The 22,709-nt window shown below is 46.6% G+C and carries 14 protein-coding genes; 11 read left to right on the top strand and 3 right to left on the bottom strand.

What is annotated here, in order from left to right:
• The 6 genes from B5D35_RS18050 to B5D35_RS18025 form a co-directional block, all read left to right on the top strand.
• A partial coding sequence (locus B5D35_RS18050; protein ID WP_139367802.1) for an IS3 family transposase occupies positions 1-122 on the top strand: 122 nt, incomplete at its 5' end.
• Positions 123-200: 78 nt separating this feature from the next.
• Entirely contained in the window at positions 201-4,607 is a 4,407-nt protein-coding gene (locus B5D35_RS18045; RefSeq protein ID WP_078753921.1) for a Tc toxin subunit A-related protein, read from the top strand.
• Between the two features lie 70 nt (positions 4,608-4,677).
• Entirely contained in the window at positions 4,678-9,096 is a 4,419-nt protein-coding gene (locus B5D35_RS18040; RefSeq protein WP_078753920.1) for a SpvB/TcaC N-terminal domain-containing protein, read from the top strand.
• Positions 9,093-12,104 carry an RHS repeat-associated core domain-containing protein gene (locus tag B5D35_RS18035; RefSeq protein ID WP_078753919.1) on the top strand — a complete coding sequence of 1,004 codons (3,012 nt, stop codon included), beginning with the start codon at positions 9,093-9,095 and terminating at the stop codon, positions 12,102-12,104. The genes B5D35_RS18040 and B5D35_RS18035 overlap by 4 nt, the downstream gene beginning before the upstream one ends.
• 290 nt (positions 12,105-12,394) lie before the next feature.
• Positions 12,395-12,670 carry a putative quinol monooxygenase gene (locus B5D35_RS18030; protein ID WP_078753918.1) on the top strand — a complete coding sequence of 92 codons (276 nt, stop codon included), beginning with the start codon at positions 12,395-12,397 and terminating at the stop codon, positions 12,668-12,670.
• A gap of 142 nt (positions 12,671-12,812) precedes the next feature.
• Complete coding sequence (locus B5D35_RS18025) at positions 12,813-13,052, top strand: hypothetical protein (RefSeq protein WP_078753917.1); 240 nt, start codon at positions 12,813-12,815, stop codon at positions 13,050-13,052.
• Positions 13,053-13,108: 56 nt separating this feature from the next.
• On the opposite strand, the gene B5D35_RS18020 is transcribed toward B5D35_RS18025, so the two are convergent.
• Positions 13,109-15,790, bottom strand: a complete 2,682-nt coding sequence (locus B5D35_RS18020; RefSeq protein ID WP_078753916.1) for a bifunctional acetate--CoA ligase family protein/GNAT family N-acetyltransferase — start codon at positions 15,788-15,790, stop codon at positions 13,109-13,111.
• Positions 15,791-16,112: 322 nt separating this feature from the next.
• Here B5D35_RS18020 and B5D35_RS18015 point away from each other — a divergent pair, with 322 nt between their 5' ends.
• Together B5D35_RS18015 and B5D35_RS18010 are read left to right on the top strand one after the other, a co-directional pair.
• Positions 16,113-16,670, top strand: coding sequence for an SPOR domain-containing protein (locus B5D35_RS18015; RefSeq protein WP_078753915.1), 558 nt, complete (start codon positions 16,113-16,115; stop codon positions 16,668-16,670).
• Positions 16,671-16,931: 261 nt separating this feature from the next.
• Positions 16,932-17,933 (top strand): D-alanine--D-alanine ligase, encoded by a 1,002-nt coding sequence (locus B5D35_RS18010; protein ID WP_078753914.1) that lies wholly within the window; start codon positions 16,932-16,934, stop codon positions 17,931-17,933.
• On the opposite strand, the gene B5D35_RS18005 is transcribed toward B5D35_RS18010, so the two are convergent.
• Entirely contained in the window at positions 17,930-18,892 is a 963-nt protein-coding gene (locus tag B5D35_RS18005; RefSeq protein WP_078753913.1) for a tyrosine-type recombinase/integrase, read from the bottom strand. The two genes, B5D35_RS18010 and B5D35_RS18005, sit on opposite strands and share 4 nt — an antisense overlap.
• A gap of 223 nt (positions 18,893-19,115) precedes the next feature.
• Between B5D35_RS18005 and B5D35_RS18000 the strand changes: the two genes are divergently transcribed.
• The 3 genes from B5D35_RS18000 (at position 19,116) to yciH (ending at position 20,374) form a co-directional block, all read left to right on the top strand.
• Positions 19,116-19,469 carry a DUF3319 domain-containing protein gene (locus B5D35_RS18000; RefSeq protein WP_078753912.1) on the top strand — a complete coding sequence of 118 codons (354 nt, stop codon included), beginning with the start codon at positions 19,116-19,118 and terminating at the stop codon, positions 19,467-19,469.
• A gap of 141 nt (positions 19,470-19,610) precedes the next feature.
• Complete coding sequence (locus B5D35_RS17995) at positions 19,611-19,949, top strand: DUF3319 domain-containing protein (RefSeq protein WP_078753911.1); 339 nt, start codon at positions 19,611-19,613, stop codon at positions 19,947-19,949.
• A 98-nt stretch (positions 19,950-20,047) separates the two neighbouring features.
• Complete coding sequence (gene yciH / locus B5D35_RS17990) at positions 20,048-20,374, top strand: stress response translation initiation inhibitor YciH (RefSeq protein ID WP_078753910.1); 327 nt, start codon at positions 20,048-20,050, stop codon at positions 20,372-20,374.
• A 62-nt stretch (positions 20,375-20,436) separates the two neighbouring features.
• Here the strand turns inward: yciH and B5D35_RS17985 are convergent, their stop codons facing one another.
• Positions 20,437-21,948 carry an alanine/glycine:cation symporter family protein gene (locus tag B5D35_RS17985; protein WP_078753909.1) on the bottom strand — a complete coding sequence of 504 codons (1,512 nt, stop codon included), beginning with the start codon at positions 21,946-21,948 and terminating at the stop codon, positions 20,437-20,439.
• Positions 21,949-22,709: the final 761 nt, after the last annotated feature.

The following is a 22,709-nucleotide window of genomic DNA, read 5'->3' as shown; positions in this document are numbered from 1 at the left end:
GCTCTGAGATATTTGAATATATCGAGTACTTCTACAATCCAAAACGGAATCATGGTACTAATGGTGGACTGTCACCGAATGAATACGAAAGACAGTATTATCAGAAGCTTGAAAGTGTATAGAGTTCTGGGGTCTTACCACAATACGAATCAACAGACACGCCGAGTGACGTTCCAGAATACTACAGTCATGTACTTCAGTTGAGCTATTGCAAACTGAATGGCGATTGGAGTCCGGCCATTGCGTTCTCAAACTTATCCAAAGCTGCGGGAACGGGAGAACTGGATGATTTTTTCCTCTCTTACTATCCACCCAAAGATGCGATATTGGCCATTTTTTATAGTGTTTCAAATGATAGCGCAGTTGCCTATGGGCCGAACGAAGATGATGGAGATGGAGATGAGGGAACGACCAATGTTCTAGGCTCTTGGGCGGGCGGCTTTATTAGCAATACCATGTCATTCTCTGACGCAACGACAGAATATGACAAGAACTCCATCAGCTTGTTTAGTTATTTTTTCCATAACTTAAACACGACTTCATCACCGAACAAGATCGTACGCTACATAAACTCTGTGCAGTTCTCGGCAGACCACGACAAAAACGAAACCGTTACCAACTGCGACCCAGACTGGTTGAAGGTCACACCTCAAACGTCAACAACCAGTGTCGAGAACACCATTTTACCGCCGGTATTAGACTTCTCTTCTTCTGCAAGTATTAACGTCAGTGACAATCCTGTGGAACCAACGATTACGCCAGCAAGTTCTGAAAGCGATGACAAGTCGGGTGATGTGTATGATGTGACATCAAGCGGCGTAACTACGGAATATGCCGTAAATCGATGCACAAGCACGGCAACGATTGAGATTAAAAGCTTCAACATAGACAGAACGCAAGAACCTAGTCAGTTTACATCCTATGCAAGTCATGACTACGCATTTCATGGCGGTGATACCAATTGTACGCTCGAATTCGAACAGAGTGGCCAAACGGTGCCAGTGACATCAGTCTCAATGAATTTCGTTGTTTATCGACAAAGCTCCCGTGTAACCAAAACAAAAACCATGTATGTCTATCGTGTAGGCGAAGGGCAAAGCAATACAGACAAAGACTTGTCGTTAGTTTGGTCTCAAAATGTGACTCCTGACGGCAATGGAAACCTCAAGTTTCACCTGACTGACGAATCGCCTTACATGGTAGATTTGGGTTCTAATAAGCTGAAATGTGAATACACGGTTTGTGTGACCGACGACTTGGCGCACAATCATCAAAAAGATTTGTTTTTACCGTGTAAGTTTGAAGTCCAAACGAAGCCTTATGCACCTGCCTTTGAGGTTGGTTTTGGAGATGATAAGCAGCAAATAGAATCTGGCCCTGCCAACACCCATAACGTTACGCTAAAACAAACGAACGCTCTGTCGAAAGACAGTGAGGTTGGTGATATTAGTATCGCACTCAGTGTTCATCCCACATCCCATGGTGTGTCGTCAAACACATGGAGCCAGCCTTGGACAATGTCATACAGTGGCTTTGTGACGTACAAGAATACGGATTACCGATGGACGACGGCTAACACACCAGAACCGGAATACACATCGCTTGATGCGGGAACCCAAAAGGATCTGACTTACAGCCAGCAGGTTGAAATTCCACCTTCAGGTTGTCAAACCAACCAAACGTTGGAAGTCCGGCAGTGGGCGCCACATTTGGAAAGTGCGCCTATCGTCTATTCCGTTACATTCGCCGCAACAGCGACGTCGACAGAAGAAGATGTCGAAATAAACCCAGCGGATTATTTCCAAATTCTGACCAGCAGTAATCAGGCTTGTTATCTTGAAGCGACGAGCAAGCCCAAACGCATCCGTCTCAATACATTGTTTGCTAACGAGTTGATTCGAAGAGCGAATAGCAGCTTAGACAATCTGTTGTGCTGGGATGCGCAGCTACTTCCTGAACCACAACTGGGGCAGGGAACGTATGTCGACATCGTTTTAGATGCTTACGACGACAACATTCATGGTGAGAACCTCTTTTACAAACTCTACAACTCGAACGTTTACAAAGATGGTGACAAATTCTTAATCCATTCAGGTCAGTTAGATGAACAGTCTTCAATTACGGTGCGTGTGTTCTTGCCTCGGGTGACAAACGCCTACGGGAATAAAGACCACATATATATGCGCGCTGAGTATCAATCTGGGTTGACTGATCAAATTCGATTTGTACGAGCAGACACCTCAGATCCACATGGTTGGGCGATAGATGATACTTACAACGAGGGCACATTTAGCGGACTAACTTCTGCAACTGCGCTTAAAGTTGATTCCGAGCCTATGGATTTTTGTGGTGCCAATGGCCTCTATTTCTGGGAGTTGTTTTATTACACCCCGATGTTGGTCGCAGAGCGCCTCCTTCAAACCCAAAATTTTGAAGATACCGAACATTGGTTGAAATATGTGTTCAGTCCGGGCGGGAATGTTGAAGGTGATGACGTTAGCCCTTCTTATGTCGAACGCCAATGGAATGTGCGACCGTTAGAAGAAGACACCGCGTGGGATGAAACCCAAACCGACAGTACCGATCCGGATATAGTCGCGCAGGGTGACCCCATGCACTACAAAGTCTCAACTTACATGAAATTGCTGGATCTTTTGATTGCGCGTGGTGATGCTGCTTACCGCATGTTGGAGCAAGACACGCTTTCAGAAGCGAAAATGTGGTATGTGACTGCCCTGAATTTACTTGGTGATGAGCCTGATATTCCACTTTGCAGTGATTGGGGCGAGCCGAGCTTAGCGTATGCGGTACAGCAGTTGCCGCTTAACGAGCAGGCGCTCGAGTCTTTAGCAATTAAAGGTTTTGCAGCGACTGTGCAATCTGCAGGAACGGCAAACAGTTTACTCTCCATTTTCCTACCTGAGGAGAATGCTAAGTTAGCAGGATATTGGACGACGCTAAATCAGCGCTTGTATAACTTGCGACACAATTTGACGATTGATGGGCAACCCTTAAACCTGCCGCTGTATGCCACGCCAGCCGATCCAAAAGCACTGCAAAATGCAGCAGCGGTGGGAGGGGGCGCGTCGAGTTCTTTGAGCGCAGGTGCCATTTCAATCCAACGCTTCCCTGTGATGTTGGACAGTGCCCGTTTGCTAGTAAACCAGCTAAGCCAATACGGCAGCAACTTGCTGTCGGCGATTGAACGTAAAGATGGCGAAGCGTTGAATATGCTCATGCAGACTCAGGCGCTAGATCTCATGCAGTTAAACATCAACTTGCAGGACAAAAGTATTGAGCAGCTTAAAGCTGAACAAGACAGTCTTACCGTCAGCCTAAGCCGTGCCCAAGCATCGTTAGATACCTATCAAGCGTGGTTAAATGAAGGGGTTAGCCGTACCGAACAAAGTGCAATGGATGCGCGTATTGCTGCAGGGAGCCTAACTGCACAAGCCAATATATTCCGAACGTCTGGCGCGGGATTAGATATGGCACCCAATATATTTGGTATGGCCGTCGGTGGCATTCAATTAGGTGCAATGGCGAATGCCAGTGGTTATTGCTTAGACGCGACGGCTTCGGCCAATACCACAGCAGCCGAGGCAAAAGAAACCTCTGAACAATATCGCCGACGGGCACAGGAATGGGAAAGTGCCAGAGATGATGCCCAATTAGCGGTAAACGAAATTGAGGCACAACAAAATGCACTGCAAGTGCAGTTAGAAGCCAGTGAGATGCAAAAATCAATACTGGTAACCCAACAAAGACAGTTGCAGGCTCAACAGGACTTCCTCAAAAACAAATACAGCAACCAAGCACTGTACAGCTGGCTACAAGGAAGACTGTCTTCTTTGTTCTACCAATTCTACGACTTAACCGTGTCCCGATGTCTTAAGGCGCAGGCCGGTTATCAATGGGAAACGCAAGACAGCTCGACCTTTATTCAGCCTGGTGCGTGGGATGACAGCCATGCTGGCTTGTTATGCGGTGAAACCTTACTGCTAAATCTAACCAGAATGGAGTCATCGTATCTGGCTTGGGATAAACGTGCGTTGGAAGTTAACCGCACTGTGTCCTTGGCGGATGAAATGGCTAAAGAGCTGGCCGGTGACGATTCGTATACCAACTTCAATGCTGCGGTACAGGCTGCAATAGATGAAGGCACTAAAACGGGAACGACCTTCTCCGTTTCTCTGGATAGCGAGTCCTTATTGGCCACCATTAATCTCTCTTCACTGGAACTCGAAAAAGACTACCCAACGAATCTAGGTTCGGTAAGGCGCATCAAGCAAGTCAGTGTTTCACTACCTGCGCTACTGGGGCCGTATCAAGATATTCAAGCGGTGTTGAGCTACAGCGGCAATGGCAATGGCATTCATCAAAGTTGCCGTCAGGCCGCAATTTCTTACGGCATTAATGACAGCGGGCAGTTCCAGTTGGACTTTAACGACAGCCGCTATTTGCCGTTTGAAGGGTTGCCTATTGCAGGTGATGAGACGGATAGCTGTTTGACGTTGAGTTTCCCGAACGCAAAAGGAAAGCAGCAAGCGATTGTAGAGAGTCTGAACGACGTTATTCTGCACATTCGCTACACCATCCGCGATTAACCTATAACGCCATTTGAAGGAGTAAAGCTTGCCCACATAATGCTTATCGCTTTGTGTGGGTGGGTGACGAATGCTTATGAATAATCCGTCACAACAGAATTTGGTCGTTTCACCGCCGAGCTTGCCAAAAGGTGGTGGTGCAATCCGTACCATGCAAGGGGCGTTAGGTGCAGCTGGGCCCGATGGTGCCTGTTCGTTTAATCTTCCTCTTCCAATCACGTCCGGAAGGGGACTCTCGCCAGAGCTAGCATTGCAGTACAGCAGTGCGGCAGGTAACGGTGTATTTGGTATTGGGTGGCAACTTCCTGTGTTGAGTGTTGCTCGTCGAAGCAATCGCGGCGTCCCTCTTTTTAATAAACACGATGAGTTCGTAGGCCCTGAAGGCGAGGTCTTGGTAGCACAGCGCAACGCGAACGGTGATATAGACACGCGCGTGGCATCAACTTACGGCGATAAAACACTCGACCAAGAATACTTGGTGACACGCTATCTTCCCCGTGTTGAGACCGACTTCAACCTGATCGAACACTGGCAAGTCAAAACGGACGAAGACGACAGTTTTTGGCTTGTTCATGGCAGTGATGGCAGCTTGCATTGCCTAGGTAAAACGCCGGAAGCACGCACAGCTCACGCAAAAGAGAACAACGCCCGTATTGCCCAATGGTTCATAGAAGAAACGGTTTCTCCAACTGGTGAGCATGTTTGCTACACCTATCAGAAAGAAGATGAAAAGGACGGGCATGCAACAATAGACACCGCGCGAACACTGGGTGCACTGTGTTATCTCGTTCAAGTACATTACGGAAACCTCGCACCCGCAAAGCATTTGTATGCGTGGGATGACGCGGAGACGCCAGATTGGCTTTTCAGCCTTGTTTTCGATTACGGAGAGCGATCTTCAGACCCGAAAGTCGTGCCGCCAATGCATGCGAACTCTTACTGGTTAATGCGTAAAGATCCATTTTCTGGTTATCACTTCGGTTACGAAACCCGCTGTTTGCGCTTGTGTCGACAAGTACTGATGTATCACCATTTCCCTGATGAACTAGGTGAAGCGGATACGTTAGTACAGCGCCTCATACTGGAATACAACGAAAACGCATTACTGACACAGTTGAGAGGTGTGCACGCATGGGCATACGGAGAAGATGATTCCGCCATGATGCAACCGCCACTGGATTTGTCTTATACCGCATTCAGCGGTGAAGACATTGACGCTGCTTCTTGGCAATCGTGGACAGGATTGCCGGGACTCAATACAGGTCACCCCTTTCAATTAGTGGATCTTTACGGAGAAGGTTCATCCGGCGTTTTATATCAAGGAGAGCAGGGATGGCATTACCGTGAACCCGTGCGCGGTGATAATGGTGACGACATTAGCTATGCCCCTTGGCAAAGCGTCCCTCAGCTGCCGAGCATGCAAAATCAAGGGCAATTGCTTGATTTAAATGGAAACGGCAAGCTCGATTGGGTTGTCGCCATTCCTGGGTTGGCAGGGTGTTTCAGCCTGAATCCTGACAAAACATGGTCAGCATTTACGCCGTTTTCAGCACTACCCAACGAATTTTTTCATCCTCAAGCACAACTGGCAGACCTCATAGGTGACGGCTTATCTGATCTCACCCTCATCGGCCCAAATAGCGTCCGATTTTATGCGAATCAACGGACAGGTTTTGAATCCCCTAAAGATATAAAGCAAGCCGATGGCATTACGCTTCCTGTGGCAGGTAGAGATGCACAAACCCTCGTTGCTTTTAGTGACATTCTGGGCTCCGGCCAAGCACACCTAGTGAAGATCAGCCAAGGTACAGCACAGTGCTGGCCAAACTTGGGACGGGGTACTTTTGATACGGCAATCAACTTTAGTTGGGAATGGATCGGAGAGAGCGGCGAAGCATTCAACCCCGATCAGCTATATCTTGCCGATTTGGACGGCTCCGGTGCCAATGATTTGATCTATGTCCACCATGACAAACTGGCTATCTACGCTAATCAAGCAGGCAACAGTTTTGCTGCACCCCAAATATTGCCTTTCCCTGACAACGTCTTTTTTGATCAACTCAGTCAACTCAGCATTGCTGACTTACAAGGGAATGGCACGGCGAGTTTGTTGTTGACGACACCGTACCCAACTGCGCGACACTTGCGACTCGATTTTTGCAAACAAAAACCTTATCTACTGAATGGCGTAAACAACAATATCGGCGCTGATACCCAATGGGTGTATCGTAGTTCAGCGCAATATTGGTTGGATGAGAAACAGGCTAATGCCAATGCAATATGCCACTTACCCCTGACGCTCCCTTTACTCTCTCGAACGATTTCAACCGATGAGATCACTAGCAACACCTTGAGTCAGGAAATTAATTATGTTCAAGGCTTCTATGATGGAAAGGAGCGAGAGTTTCGCGGCTACGTGTTCGTGGAGACCAAAGATGTCACTGAAAACTCCAAAGGCACAGGCGACGCAGACAGTTTTAGTCCGGCTCTGGTGACACGGACTTGGTATCATAGCGGCAGAGAAGAGAGTGAAACAACACTGCCAGCAAAACCATGGAACGGTGACCAAGATGCATACACGTTACCGTGTTCAAGACTGACAACATGGCAGAATAACGCGGATGTTTTGCTGTCAGATGTCGACGATGAAACCAAATGGTGGCTATACCGTGGGCTCAAAGGGCAGATTTTGCGTCAGGAAGTGTTTGGAGAAGATGCCACACCTTATGGCGTGACCACCTATCGTTATCAAGTACGAGTCTGTCAGGCCAGCCAAGCGACCAGTAGCCCTGTTATCTCCCCCGCATTGCTCGAGACCTTGTCATATCGATATGAATGCATTTCAGAGGATCCCCAATGTAATCAAAATGTAGTCCTTATGAGGGATCAATATGGACTTCCTCAGAAAACGGTCGCAATAAGTTACCCTCGACGTGCCTACCAAGCCACGAATCAATATCCTGATGACATACCCAATTCGTCTGTTGAAAGCTCTTACGATGCCCAGCAAAACGTGTTGCGATTCGCTGAACAACGTCAAAGTTATCATCACCTTGAGGAGCCTGATGCTTGGCTACTAGGCGTGCCCGCACAAAGTCGACTAGACCACTTAACAGATGACTCGTTGCAAGGAACATACTACAGCTACGAGGCACTGACAGCGGCAAACAGTCCATTAGTTACGCTACCGAGAACGTACGGGGGGCAGCAATGCGTCGTTTACAAGGAGTCCACACCAACCACCTTGCCGGTGCTTGTTGATCATACCGAGAGCGCCGAGTATGACCAGATAGCGCTCAAAGCGTATGACGGGAGTTTGTCACCGGAGCAGTTAACACAAATGTTGCAGCAGGGGAGATATACCGAAAAACAAAAAATACTGGGCGATAACGACAATGTGGAAGATACCGTTTGGGTTACCCAGCAGGGTTTCAGTGACTATGATGACACCAATTTTTACCTTCCAAAATGGTCACAAAATACCTTACTCACCGGAAAAACGACGTACACATACAATTGCTATGGTTTGCTGACAAAGGCTACCGATGCGCTGAATAACGAGACAGCAATTACGACGTTTAACTATCGCACTATGCAGCCTTCGGTATTACTCGATGCGAATAGAAATACACAAGCGGTCAAAGTGAATGCGTTGGGTCAAGTGATTGCGATGACCTGGTTTGGAACCGAGCAAGGCGAGACAGTTGGCTTTGCGAGCTTCACTGACACAAACTGCAGCGCACTGACCGTTTCTGATTTGATCGAAAATGGACTGAGTGCAGATAAACAAGACGTCGCAGCACGATTTGCTTATGACGCATTCAGTTGGATGGGACAAATTTCCAAAATTGCCAACCAAGATTGGAATGCGCTCATTGAACAAGGATTGGTCGTCCTTTCTGACAGCGACGCCAATCTCGCCTACATTCGCTCATCAGGTCACTGTTGGGCTACCGACCCCGCTAACAAGGAAAACCCTTATGTAACACCGATGCTTCAAGCTTCGCGTGCGCCCGTGCATAGCGCAAGCGTGGTGGCAGATCGTTACCCTGACGATCCAGAGACCCAACAAAAGGCTATCGCGATCATCTACAACGATGGCTTTGGACGTACGCGTCAAAGCGTGATGAGAGATGTACCAGGAGAGGCATACTGCATCACCAATGCAGGGGAGTTTGTGTTGGACAACAGCAATCAACCCACTCAACAAAATGCAGATCCTCGATGGGCGATAAGTGGCCAAGTTGAATATGACAACAAAGGACAAATGGTACGGGTTTATCAGCCTTATTTTGCCAACAATTGGGTGTATATCGTGGACAGTGAGCAGCGAGATAAAGGTTATGCCGACCTGCATTATTACGATGCGTTAGGACGCGAAAGCAAAGTTGAAGTTGCAGCAGGTTTTTATCGACAGACCCGTCATTTCCCTTGGTTTACTGTCGCTGAAGATGAAAACGATACGTTGACCGACAAGGAGGCATTATGAGCAACGTCTATTCTCTCTGTCACGGCCCCCCTTCAATCGCGGTTTTGGGTCAACAAGGCCAAGTTTTGCGTGGATTGGCGTATCACCGCACCGAGGAAGGCGCGGAACTGGATGAGCGTATTACCCGAAATGACTTCAATGTACAGGGGCATCTTAAAACGCAGGTAGACCCGAGGCTTTTCACCCAAAATGGTGGAACCGTCAATTTTCAACGTCAGTATTCGTTGTCCGGTCGAACGCTTTCTAGCGATAGTTTGGATAAGGGACTCAGCAAAGCATTTTATGACGCAGAAGGGCGTGTACTTTGGCAGATAGATGCGAAAGAAACCGAGCAGTCGTTTGCCTATGATGAACTAGGCCGCCCAATAACCCGCACTGAAACTGATAAAGACCAACATAGCCGCATCGCAGAACGATGGGTCTATGGCGAGAAAGAAGGCGCTCCCGAAGAGAAAAATCTACGAGGAAGGGCCGTCCGTTTCTATGATACAGCGGGCCTTGTTGACTACAGCGAGCTTGGCTTTGCGTTAATAGGGCAGCCATTACAACAAAAACGCCAGCTTCTCCCAATGACCACAGAAAGTGATTGGCAAGGCGAGGAAGAAGCACAGTGGCAATCTGTGTTGGAGGAAACTGTGTTCAGCACGCTTTGGCAATACACAGCGTCTGGACAGCTTGCACAACAAACGGATGCTAAAGGGCACATACAACGAAGTCACTTTGATGTTGTCGGTCGGTTAGCCCAGAGCTGGGTAAAGGTAAAAGATGGCGCAGAGCAAGAAGTATTAAAAGCGGTCAGTTATAACGCGTCTGGGCAAAAGCTGACCGAGGTCAGTGGAAACGGTGTTGAAACCCGTTTTAGCTACGAGCCGAAAACCTTACGCTTATCGACGGTTAAAAGCACACGTTCAAATGGTGAATGTGTCCAGTCACTCAGCTACCTCTATGATCCCGTGGGCAATATTACAGACATTCAAGATACCAATGTGGCAACGCGCTATTACAAAAATCAGAAAACTGACGGCAATAAAACATTTGTTTACGACAGCCTCTATCAATTGATATCCGGTGGTGGTCGCGAAAACAGTGACGGTAGCGGTAATCATGATGACGCGGCGCTGCAAAGTATCGACAGTGATAACTACATTGCTTACACACGAAGTTACGGCTATGACCGTGGTGGCAATTTAACTCAAGTGAAACACAATGGCGCCACCCAGTTTACTCGCAATATTGCTGTTTCAGAATGCAGCAACCACGCCCTGATCGATAAAGACAATAACCTCACAACTGATGGCATCGAAGAGCAGTTCGATGCTGCCGGGAATCAATTATCACTCGACAATGGAAACGCGCTTAGTTGGAATACAGCAGGCCAACTAAGCTCCGTCACCATGATTGCCCGTGCGAATGAACCTGATGATGCAGAGTATTATCAATACAGCGGTAAAGGCATGCGGGTTCGTAAGAAAGACAGCCGCCAAGCAAGTGGTACCGTTAACACGCAGGAGGTAATTTACTTACCCGGCTTGGAATTAAGATGCAGTAAAAATGGCGACGTCATCAGTGAAGCGCTAGAAACACTGACGCTAAGCGCGTCAGGGCAACATCAAGCAAGATTGCTCAACTGGACAGAAGGCAAACCAACAGATATCGACAATCATCAGGTACGTTTTAGTCTTAATGATCAGCTAGGTTCCAGCGTAATCGAACTAGACTACAACGCCAATATTCTTACCAAAGAAGAATACTATCCCTTTGGTGGAACATCGGTTAGAGCGTCAAAGTCAGAGACCGAAGTGAAATACAAAACCGTGCGTTACTCCGGGAAAGAACGTGATAGCAGCGGTTTGTATTATTATGGATTCCGATATTACCAGCCTTGGTCAGGGCGATGGCTCAGCGCAGATCCGGCAGGCACGATAGATGGGCTGAACCTTTATCGGATGGTAAGGAATAATCCTACGACGTCGCGGGATCCCAATGGCCTATTTTCCATCGCAAATACGCTAGTTCATAAAGGATTGAAAAAAGCAGACAAATACATTGATAACAAGATCACCCATTATCTTGAAAAGAAGGGATGTAAAACGTCCACCATTCTCAAGGTCAACAAGGTTCGAAGAACAATATTTATGGGAATCGGGTTAGGGAGTCTCATTGGGGGAATTGCTTCAGGATTTGGCGCTGGTTTGGGTGTGGCGATCGGTGTTGGTGCTATAGGTTTCGCGATTGGTGCATCTGTAGGTTGGTTTGCCAACAAGCTGTCCAACAAGTTTGCAGGCGCAATGGCAGAAAAAGTTCAAGGCAGCTCGGACACCGTTCAAATGGCCGCGGGAGGCACCGTCGCGGCAGCCTCCGCCACGTTACATAATGCCAGTGCTCGCGGAACTGTGATTGCCACAGGCGGCGGCGTCGTTTCAGGTTATGTTGGGGCGAAGTTGGATGATGCCAAAAGAGGTATGGGAGGCGCGAATGCGGCAGGTGCTGCTGTTGGCTATGTTGATAACAAGACCGCCGGCGGTAAGGCTAGAATACCTGTAGAAGTTGGTGCAGTGGCTGGCGGTGTTGTGGGTGGTTTGATGGTAGGAACTGACTATGATACCGCGGCCATAGGTGAGTGGGCTGGATACGGTGCAATGAAGGGTGGTGACTATGGTCGACAAATCGATAAAGCGATCACCAAAGCAGCGATATCAGTATCTGTTGACGTAAGTTCATATTGTTTAAACCTCCCAGAGCTTCCTATACCAGAGAAACTGCGAGATGGTGCGGAAAACTTTGCAGCAAATTATCTGCTAAAAGATGGCGGTGCTTTCGAGTGGGCTGGCGCAGCAGCAGGTGGTGTAGCAGCCGGCAGTTACAAAGCCGCCGATGAATACACCGAAGGTGAAGTGACCCGAATCAATGAATCGGGTCAAGAAGCCACAAGTACAGTATCGTGGGAGAAACTATCCAACGCATTCTGGAATTACTTTGGTAGCGGCATGGAGGCTTCTGAAGCCTGATGGCGCCATTAGCATAATAGTGCTGCTTAGTATGAAGGGGGCACTTGACGAAGAAGTGGCCCCATAATTCTGGAAATGACTTTAAGTAATTGATCTGTATCGATAGTGCCCAATAATATTGGAACCGATTATGACTGGAAAATATTTTTTCGTTAATTGTCGATTTATTTGCGTCGGTTTTTTTGGCCTTTAGCAAAGCAGGTTGCTGTGCCTGTCCTCGATTTTGATGGTCTACATATGATTCCGGGAACATTAACACGGGCTACATATCGGCACCTAGGAGCGGACGCATGTCAAAAGTGATATTGAAAGGGCACATCCTAGTACCAGAGTCTGATTTTGACGTTGTTAAAGCTGAATTGGAAAACCACAGCACGCTAACGCGCAAAGAGGCTGGATGCCTTGTGTTTGAGGTTAGCCAAAACGCGGGCAACCCATTTCGATTTGACGTTTATGAAGAATTTATCGACAAAGCAGCGTTTGAATTTCACCAGAGTCGGGTGAAATCTTCCTATTGGGGAGAAGTGACCTCGAATGTTGCTCGTCACTACAGTATCTTTGAATAAAAGGGCTGTCCTAATGTCCTTTTTGCGGTGAGCAAACACAATTCATTATTACCACTGAGTAATAATGAATTGTGTTTTATGATGATTATCTTTTTTTGATTCAGGCGTAGACTCTCCTTAACAACGAAAAGAGGAGACAAAGATGGACTTGCAACGAGCAACAAACCTTTACTATTTCCTCAGAGAGCAAAATTCGCCTCAGGCTAAAATTGATGAAGTGATTTCACAGTTAAACCAGCGATATGGCATTGATCTGAGAAAATTAGATATCAATTACCGCAAACAGCGTGGTTATTCACCCAATCGATACGATATCAACACTTACGGTACCGCGGGTTCAAGAACCATGAACCAAACCCGCCAAATGCAGCAAAGTCAGTAGACAAAAGCCAGCTAGATGCTGGCTTTTTCGATCTGAAACCGCTGGTGGCTGAAGGATTACAGCATCATATCCATTTCGACTACGCCATCTTGAATTTGAACATCAATACTGAAACCGACACGTTGTGCGAGAGCGATCATCCCTGAGTTAGATGGCATTGTCATGCCATTGAGTCGTTTCAGGCCGCTTAAGCGTCCATAGTCGATGACTTTATCCATCAATATACGTCCAAGCCCTTTTCCTTTCAGATCTGAGCGAACCAATACCGCAAACTCCGCATCTGTGTGCTCGGGGTTTGCCAGTGCACGAACAACGCCCAGAATTTCATCACAGCCATTGGCTTCACGCTGCACAGCGACGAACGCCATTTCGCGGTCGTAATCAATCTGGGTCAGATTCGCGAGCGCTTCATGATTCAGTTCGCCGACATCGGAGAAGAACCGTTTGTACAAATCTTCGACAGACACTCTCTCAACAAACGATTTATGGTTGGGCTCGTCTTCGGGAAGGATAGGACGTAGCAAAATAGGCGTCCCGTCTTTTAATATAGCGTGTTGTTCCAGCTCTTTAGGATAAGGACGAATTGCCAAACGAGTATTGGCATCGCCTTGGAAGGCGCAAAGCTGAATAGATGCGTCTAGCACTGTGATATTGTCACCCGTAATGAGCAATGGATGGATATCGAGCTCCTTTATTTCAGGGTAATCGATAATGATTTGTGACAGTGTCACTAAAAAGTGACACAGGGCATTCACATCCAACGTGTAAGGATGGCCATGTTGACGAAGTTGCCCGTTTTTCAGGGCCCCAATCACAAGATAGCTCGCCAGTGTCATGTTTAAGGGGGGGATAGCAACGGCGGCATCACGGTTAACATTCCATTCAGAACCCCCTTCGCCTAATAGGATGACAGGGCCAAAAACAGGATCGTGTCGGACGCAAACGCGCAATTCTTGGGAGCCAGCACGGTTGGCCATGCCTTGGATTTGAAGCCCCTCAATACGCGCTGTCGGATAAGAGAGTGATACTCGGTTCAGCATCAATTGCGCGGCGTTTGCTACCTCAACAGCATTATTCAGATCCAGCATGACACCGTTCACATCAGACTTGTGTGGAATGTCAGGCGATCGAAGCTTAATGGCGACAGGGTATCCTACCTGTTCGGTAATCTGTGCGGCTTCTGCGGCGTCTTCGGCCAACCACGTGGCCATTACATTGATGCCATACTTTGCTAAGAAGGGCCGTGCTTCGTGGGTGGTTAACGACGTTTGTTGGCTGTCAATGGCTTGTTGGATCAGTGTGCGTCCACCATCAACATCATAATCAATTTGCCCAATAGAGGCGGGGGTTTCCATAAGCTGTTTTTTGTTTCGTCTGTATTCCACCAAGTGCATAAATGCCGTGACAGCACTTTCTGGTGTTCGATAGGCGGGGAAACCCGCGTGTGCGAATGCCAATCGGGCAACGGTGGCGTCATCGCTTTCACCTTGCCAATTAGTCAGAATATTGAAACGTTTTGCACGTTGACTATTTTTCAGCATGTCTGCAAGGGCTTTGGCCGTTGCCAAACCGGGCGCGGTGACTGACGGGGAGTGGAGGATAAGCAGTGCATCTGCTTCATCGCTCTCAAGCAGTATTTCAGTCACTTTCTTGTAGCGATCTATATCCGCATCGCCCACGATATCGACAGGGTTTCCTTGAGACCAACTCACGGGAAGAATGGTATTGAGTTTATCAATGGTTTCTTCACTCAGGACGGCTAGCTTTCCGCCCATTTCCAGCAATGCATCAACCGCCATTACTGCAGGGCCGCCCCCGTTTGAGATGATCGCCAGTCTTTCTCCCCTAAGCGGAACAGAGTGGGAGAGTGTTTCTACCGCTGCAAATAACTCATGGGTGGTTTTAACGCGAAGCATACCAGAACGTCGTATCGCAGCGTCATAGGCACCATCGAGACCAAGATCGTCAGCATGCAAATGCGGAAGTGACGCAGCGCCTTCAGGTGTTCGCCCACTTTTAAGCACCAAGACTCTGCGGTTGCGAGATGCCGCTCGTGCAGCGGAGATAAAGGCACGTGCGTTCTGAATATTGTCGATATACAGCATGATGGCATCGGTTTTACTTTCGCGGCTTAAGTAATCCAATAGCTCAGGGAAATCGATGTCGCTGGCCTCTCCCAAAGAAATGAATGTGGAGAATCCAATACGTCTGTTTCTAGCCCAGTCAAGAATGGTGGTGCATACCGCGGCAGACTGAGAGACGAAGGCGATATTGCCTTTGTTTGCAGGTATGGGTGAGAACGACGCATTGAGATTAAGCCAAGGCAAGATCATACCCAAACTGTTGGGGCCAATAACGCGCATCGCGTAGCGCGAGGCAATATCGCGCATCACCTCAAACTCGGTTTGCCCGTTTTGAGAGAGCGTTTTTTTCATGCCCGCAGCCAGTATAATGGCGACTTTTACGCCTTTCTCGCCGAGTTGACGGATCAATTCACTATTTCTGCATGCTTGTGTGCAAAGTATGGCGAGGTCGGGCACCAAGGGTAGAGATTCTATCGTTGGATACGCGAGGATACCTGCAACAGCTTGGTACTTTGGGGTGACGGGCATAATTGGCCCATTGAAACCGCCGGATTGCAGGTTACGGATAATGACATTTCCGGCTCTTCCTGGGGTATCAGACGCCCCAATTACGGCTATGGATTTTGGTTTAAAGAGCAAATCTAGGCCAGTCATATCCTTCTCCAACGTACACTATCAGGCATGCTTATATTATCGTGAATAGGAGTACGCTGCTTTCGTACATCGCCTTTGCTGTGATCCACGGCGAAAACAACTTACCTTTGTCGTCAAAAGCTTACTGCCCTCTATTAACCTCTGAGAGGAAGTTAGCTCATCTTGCAAATCCTACCTCTCTAGGCAGTCTCGCAATACACAATTTAAATGTAAGTATGTGTGACCTGATGCAGAGTCTTGTCAGGCCCCTCGTACTTTCTATTGAATGAATACGTTCCTAGGTTCAAAATAGAGAGTAATGGCTCATAACAGTTGAATATTCATGAAGAAAATTTTCCCCATCGCGTTAACGTTTGTTCTTGCTGGTTGTGTGGGAGGGGCGACAACCTCTCAGATCCTGACACAGACAACCGAAGAAGAAGTGATGCCAGTGACACAGACTGTTGCGGTGAATCTGGCTGATGAAGCAACAAAACCAGAACTGAAACCAGTAACTAAGCCTGCGCCAAAACCGGTTGTAACAGAAAAACCAGTGATGACCAAACCCGTCAACACCGCAAAACCCGCACCGAAACCTGTTACCAAGCCAGCGATGACGTCTGGCAGCAAGTACACCATTCAGGTTGTTGCTTTAAGCCACAATAAGGGCTTTGGCGATTACGTGAATAAACTGCCATCGGATAAGCCTGTTTGGTCTAACAAGAAGATGGTGGATGGACTGCCTTGGTATACCTTGCTTTATGGCGAGTACGGGTCGAAAGCTGATGCTAAAAAAGCACTGAATGCACTGCCAAAAAACATTAAAGCCTTTGGTCCGTTCATTCGTTCTATGTCATCCATTGAGTCTTCAGCAACACCGGAAATGACAAGACTGAATTAGTCGTCATTAACAGGATAAAAAGAGAGCTTCGGCTCTCTTTTTTCTTATGTGCAAAAAGAGAAACGCCAATTTTTGAAGAGGAATGTCGCATGATGCGCTGGGATTTTGCGCAATCACGCAAAATTTACCGGATATTTGCTTTTCTTCGGATGAAAGGCGCAAAACGATTGTCTACTATAGAGCGGCTTTCTGTTATGCACCGGATTGTGCAGATGAATATTTAATGCCCCTGAATATTGTCAGGGCAGAGTAGGAAAGGTCATGAACCCAACTCAAGTATTGTTGTTGTGTGGCGGCGGTGGCGCCGAACACGAAGTCTCATTGGTATCCGCGAATTACGTAGAGTCTGAATTACGTAAATTGCCTTCTGTATCTGTTATTCGCGTAGAACTGACCAAAGAGAACGGCTGGAAAGACATGGACGGGCAGGATTGTCGCCTGAACATGGATAAGACGCTGAATATTGGCAATGAAACGGTCAGCATTGATTATGTAATACCGTGTATTCATGGTTTCCCCGGAGAGACTGGCGACATTCAATCGCTGCTTGAACTGGCTGGTTTGCCTTATATGGGCTGTGATTCTTCTGCCAGCATTGTTTGTTTCAACAAAATCACCTCTAAGCTTTGGTTTGATGCCATTGGTATCCCAAACACTCCATATGTTTTCCTGACTGAAAACACCTCGGAGAGTGTAGTGAAAGCAGAAGAAGCGTTTGATCGCTGGGGCGCACTCTTTATTAAAGCGGCGTGTCAGGGTTCGTCGGTGGGATGTTACAAGGTCACCGAAAAAACGGGCGTAAAAGATGCGGTGAAAAATGCATTTACCTACTCGAATCAGGTGTTAGTAGAAAAAGCGGTACGTCCTCGTGAGCTTGAGCTCGCGGCATACCACTTTGATGGGAAGGTAATCGTAACAAATCCGGGTGAGATTTGTAGCCCGGAGGACAGCTTCTATACCTATGAAGAAAAATACAGTACCGGAAGTCATAGCCTGACAACGGTAGAACCGACGAATCTGACCGATGAACAAATCGCACAAATGCGTGATTATGCAGAGAAAGCATTTGTTCATTTGAAATTGAAAGACTTGTCTCGTATTGATTTCTTCCTGACGTCTGATGGTGACGTGCTTCTTAATGAAATCAATACGTACCCAGGTATGACGCCAATTTCAATGTTCCCAAAACTAATGGAACACAACGGACATACATTCTCTGATTACCTAGAGAGTTGCATTCATTCTGGTTTGAATAAGCGTTAATCTTTTTCTATTTTTCGCTTAAATTTGTCCATGGCCTCGCTACTTGCCGTTTTGTTCCCTACATATTGGGCTGGCATGGCGGGGCTTTTCCATCTTCCTTGATGTTGAATTTCTTTGATGGTTTTCCCAGCCTCCGCCAATTCTTGGCTTGCGCCAACGCGTGGTGATTGGCCTGAGAATGTCAGCCTGCCTTCCAAACCCAGTTCTGTTGCTGCACGACGAAATACACGGTAAATGGAGGAATGGTCCATGGGGGCTTCGCTCAAATGTCCGTGTTTATTAATGCCGCGAAGCAAAGGCCCGTCAGTTATACCCGTTGCTTCTTGCCATTTTTCAACTTGTTCTTTGGCTTCTTCGCTCAATTCAATGAGGTGTTCGTCTACAGCCAAAACAAAACCATCTTCGGTTTCTCTCGGTGCGTCGTGGGGTAATGCTGCCAGTTCACTTCGCTTTAGCATACCTTCAAAGCAGAGCATCCAAATCAGTAAGTCACGAATGTCCTTTAGCTTTTCACTGCTGCCAAACTTGTTGGCCAAATCAGTGAGGTGGGACAGCATAAACGCATTGGCTTGCAGCGCATCATCTGATTTTTCCTGATACAAGCGATTGAGTGTGAAGCGCACTTCACGGTTGCGGGTTGGGTCTGGCAAACTGTGAACGCGGTGCATCAGGGAAAGGGTAATGATGTATCTTTTTATGCTTGACGCTTTTCGCGTTTTTGCCGAATGCTCAATAAATCGACGTACAGCAGTCACTGCGGCGGGAAGAGGCGACACATTGACTTCGCGGCAGTAAGTCACGAAGGTTATCCAGTCGTTCTGAAAGCTGAGAAGGGAATTGTGACTGTACTTATTATTAGTAAGCGTTGACCAAGCTTCTAAATCGACCGGTCCTTGTTTAAAAAGGGCCATGCTCTCTTTCTTTTCTACCTGATCAAGTATTGGTTCAATCTTCTTCATTCTTTAATGCACTATAACTAATATGCTGTGTTCCGTATTATTCCATCATTATCGGGATTAAAAAAGTGTCAGGTTCACATAACCCCCTAAACAAAAATCAGTTTTCCTTGCTTATACCAAATGGAAATTTGGCAGTATTAGTGAATCTGGTCTAATTTACAGATTGAAAACCATAAATGTTACATCTGTAACGTCGAATAGACTTTTTGGCTAGGTGCTTACAGTGAGAAAACGTCTTTATCACCGCGGGTATAATGTAGAGTTAGCCGATGAGGCGACGGAGGAGTACAGTGCCCGAGTTGGCGGGAAGCGAGTTCTTGGGAGCTTGCTTGGTGTTAAGCAGTCTATCGATTGGTGGCGTGACACAAACATCTTTCGTGAACCAAATGATTTTGAAAAACAAGATTTTGAAGATGCAAAAGCGAAGAAAACCGAAGAGTACAAAGGCATTCAAATCATGAATGACTCTGAAGACGACGAGAAAGCATGGTACATGATTATTCAAGGAAACCTGCTAAAAGGCTCACTACCAGCATTAAAACTGTTCGTCGATAAAAACGTTACTACCAAGCAGTAACATTGGCTTAACCATATGTAACCTTCTGTTCGTAAATGAATATATTTTTTGAATTTGGTTCCAAATTTTATATTCATCTCCAGCTATATTCTTTAGAATCTCCCCCGCAAAATAATTCGAACTATGAAGAACAGGTAGCTAATGAAAAAACGGTATTCTCATCGTGGGCATCAAATTGAAAGCCTTGGTGATCACTATACCTCGATAGTAAATGGTAAGAGTGTGTCAGGAAGCCTCTTGGGTGTGAAACAATGCATTGATTGGTGGTGTGACACGCGTATATTTCGTCGTCCTTCTGAGTTTGGACGCCAAGATTTCCGTGCTGCTCGAAATGCTCGCGCTGAAAATTATAAAGGTTTTCAGATCATGAGTGATGAGAAGCAGCCAGGGCAATGGTATATTCTGGCTAGAGGCCAGTTGATCAAAGGTTCACTGCCCATGATCAAGAATTATATCGATTCGCACTCTCTGGTGCGCTAACGTCCAATGCAAGTAAACTTGTTGTACGCTATTTTACTTCAATCGTTTACGCATCTTTTGATAACATGTATGCATTGCAACGCGTCAAAGAGTGGATTATGAAAGACGATAACAGCCGTTTGGTTTATTCAACCGAAACCGGACGAATTAAAGAAGAAAAACAAGCACCGGCTCGCGAGAAAGGTGATGGCATCGTTCGAATTCAACGTCAAACAAAAGGACGTAAAGGCAAAGGTGTTTGTCTTGTGACTGGGTTGGACTTGGAAGAGACACAATTGAAACTTGTGGCAGCCGAACTGAAGAAAGTCTGTGGCTGTGGTGGCTCATTGAAAGATGGCGTAATAGAAATTCAAGGCGACAAGCGCGACCAAATAAAAATGTACCTTGAAAAGAAAGGACACACCGTCAAATTAGCGGGTGGGTAAGAAGTACCCATAACGGAAAAAGAGATGCCATTTGGCATCTCTTTTTTTATTGCTGACGATGATTAGCTTTTGTGGCGAACAATCGCACCGCTTTCAAGACGAGCAAGGTAGTCGTTCATATCTGCTTTAATTTCTGGTACCAAACGGTACAGACCGATGATGTTGATCAGTGCCATCGCAAAGATCATTGCATCGGAGAAGTCGATAACTGGGCCAAGGTTCATTGACGCACCAATAACAACAAACACACAGAATAAAAGTTTGAACGTAATTTCTGCGCGGATGCTTTCACCGAATAGATACGTCCACGCTTTCAGGCCATAGTAAGACCAAGAAATCATGGTTGAGAAGGCAAACAATACCACCGCAATTGCGAGGACGTAAGGGAACCAGGAAATGGCACTCTCAAATGCCGCAGATGTTAGATCAACACCTGTCAGTTCCTGTCCTTCATACAGTTGACCTGTAATGATGATAACCAGTGCGGTCATTGTACAAATTACAACAGTATCAATGAATGGTTCAAGCAGTGACACGAAACCTTCTGACATATGTTCATTGGTTTTTACTGCTGAGTGCGCAATCGCCGCCGAACCTACACCTGCTTCATTCGAGAATGCCGCGCGTTTGAAACCTTGAATCATTGCGCCGATGACACCACCTGCGACCCCTTCGCCCGTGAATGCACCGTTGAAGATTGCGCCAAACGCATCGCCAACATGGCTAATGTTCAGCATGATGATCACAAGTGCTGCACCTACATAGACAATCGCCATGAAAGGAACGACTTTCTCAGTCACTTTCGCGATTGACTTGATACCACCGATGATAACGACACCGACGATCACCGCCATGATCAGGCCGAACAACCAACCTTTATCCGCGAAGAATGACATGTCACCACCGGTAACGCCAACCACTTGCTTAAATGCTTGGTTAGCTTGGAACATGTTACCGCCACCCAAGGCTCCACCGACTGCACAAACTGAGAACAAAACGGCTAACGTGCGGCCAAAAGCAGGATTGCCAAGGTTTTTGAGGCCTTTGCTCAGGTAGTACATTGGACCACCAGAGACAGAACCATCAGGATTCGTATTCCGGTATTTAACACCCAACGCACACTCTACAAATTTGGTGGACATACCCAGAAGGCCCGCAAGGATCATCCAGAAGGTCGCACCCGGACCACCGATAGATATTGCTACAGCAACACCTGCGATGTTACCCAAACCAACGGTACCAGACAGCGCTGTTGCGAGAGCCTGAAAGTGAGATACCTCACCGGGTTCGTTTGGATCCGTGTAGTCACCTTTAACTAATCGAATTGCGTGAGCAAATCCACGGAAGTTAATAAAGCCGAGATACAGGGTGAAGATCACCGCTGCGACAACCAACCACAACACAATCCATGGTGCTTCTGCATCAACGAAGGGGAGTGGGATGGTGGAGAAAATCATACCTACGAAGGGGTTTACGATGGGGGCGATCATTTCGTTAATCGCCTCATCGATCCCTTCTGCTGACACCGAGCTGGCAAACAATGCCAATGCTGCAGCCGAAATAAAACGTTTCATTACCGAGTCCTTTTCAGTTTTTTTATAGCTTTAAGTTATCAATTCAATGCGAGATGTTGCATTTGTGTTAACATTTGTTGCGCCGCGGATTATTTCACGTATAAACATATTTGCAATATATTTCGAGGTCTAAACTCTTCCTTTTTTATAAGTAGATATCGAGCTCACATTTTTCTGATTTAATATCTCCATGATAATTTCTCATGCGAATTAAATAAGGTAGAGAAACTCGTGCAGAATATGTTGAAAAACCAAGACTACGTATTTGGCGGGGAAGGTTGTTCTATAACACACTACCGTGCAATCAATGGCTTATAAATTCATTCGGAGACGTGTCAAATATTGGAGTGAAAATGTGACTACTGATTGAATCATAAGCATTAATTTTCCCTGTAAGGGTTCTCAGTAATGACACGGAATTGATTTAATATAAATTCAGTACTCAATTAAAAAAGTACCAAATCATATTTTTACATGAGCATTCTTATAAATGAGTCACTCTTTAAATGCTCCCATTTCTCTGTGGGCTTAAAATAGTAACGTTAATTATCGAATTACTATTAGACAGAACTGACTTAGGTGTTTGCATTATTAATCATAAATAGTGAATTTTTCATTCGTTATTCGCCTTTCATTTTTGGTCAAATCCATTTCATCTACGTCAAGGGGCTTTGTTGCTTAAATCGATGGAACTAAATCTAGAAGCTACGATCTGATCGGCTACACCCATCAATCGTCGTAGTCTCATGTCTAAACCTCGT

It is taken from the genome of Enterovibrio nigricans DSM 22720 (assembly GCF_900167155.1).
Taxonomy (GTDB): Bacteria; Pseudomonadota; Gammaproteobacteria; order Enterobacterales; family Vibrionaceae; genus Enterovibrio; species Enterovibrio nigricans.
The sequence above is the reverse complement of the archived record's forward strand: the minus strand, read 5'-3'. Positions and strand labels throughout refer to the sequence as shown.

What these genes read in the sequence shown, in the direction of transcription:
- B5D35_RS18040 (WP_078753920.1), top strand. Translation starts at nt 4,678, where the DNA reads ATGCTTATGAATAATCCGTCACAACAGAATTTGGTCGTTTCACCGCCG.
- B5D35_RS18035 (WP_078753919.1), top strand. Translation starts at nt 9,093, where the DNA reads ATGAGCAACGTCTATTCTCTCTGTCACGGCCCCCCTTCAATCGCGGTT.
- B5D35_RS18030 (WP_078753918.1), top strand. Translation starts at nt 12,395, where the DNA reads ATGTCAAAAGTGATATTGAAAGGGCACATCCTAGTACCAGAGTCTGAT.
- B5D35_RS18025 (WP_078753917.1), top strand. Translation starts at nt 12,813, where the DNA reads ATGGACTTGCAACGAGCAACAAACCTTTACTATTTCCTCAGAGAGCAA.
- B5D35_RS18020 (WP_078753916.1), bottom strand. Translation starts at nt 15,790, where the DNA reads ATGACTGGCCTAGATTTGCTCTTTAAACCAAAATCCATAGCCGTAATT.
- B5D35_RS18015 (WP_078753915.1), top strand. Translation starts at nt 16,113, where the DNA reads ATGAAGAAAATTTTCCCCATCGCGTTAACGTTTGTTCTTGCTGGTTGT.
- B5D35_RS18010 (WP_078753914.1), top strand. Translation starts at nt 16,932, where the DNA reads ATGAACCCAACTCAAGTATTGTTGTTGTGTGGCGGCGGTGGCGCCGAA.
- B5D35_RS18005 (WP_078753913.1), bottom strand. Translation starts at nt 18,892, where the DNA reads ATGAAGAAGATTGAACCAATACTTGATCAGGTAGAAAAGAAAGAGAGC.
- B5D35_RS17995 (WP_078753911.1), top strand. Translation starts at nt 19,611, where the DNA reads ATGAAAAAACGGTATTCTCATCGTGGGCATCAAATTGAAAGCCTTGGT.
- yciH (WP_078753910.1), top strand. Translation starts at nt 20,048, where the DNA reads ATGAAAGACGATAACAGCCGTTTGGTTTATTCAACCGAAACCGGACGA.
- B5D35_RS17985 (WP_078753909.1), bottom strand. Translation starts at nt 21,948, where the DNA reads ATGAAACGTTTTATTTCGGCTGCAGCATTGGCATTGTTTGCCAGCTCG.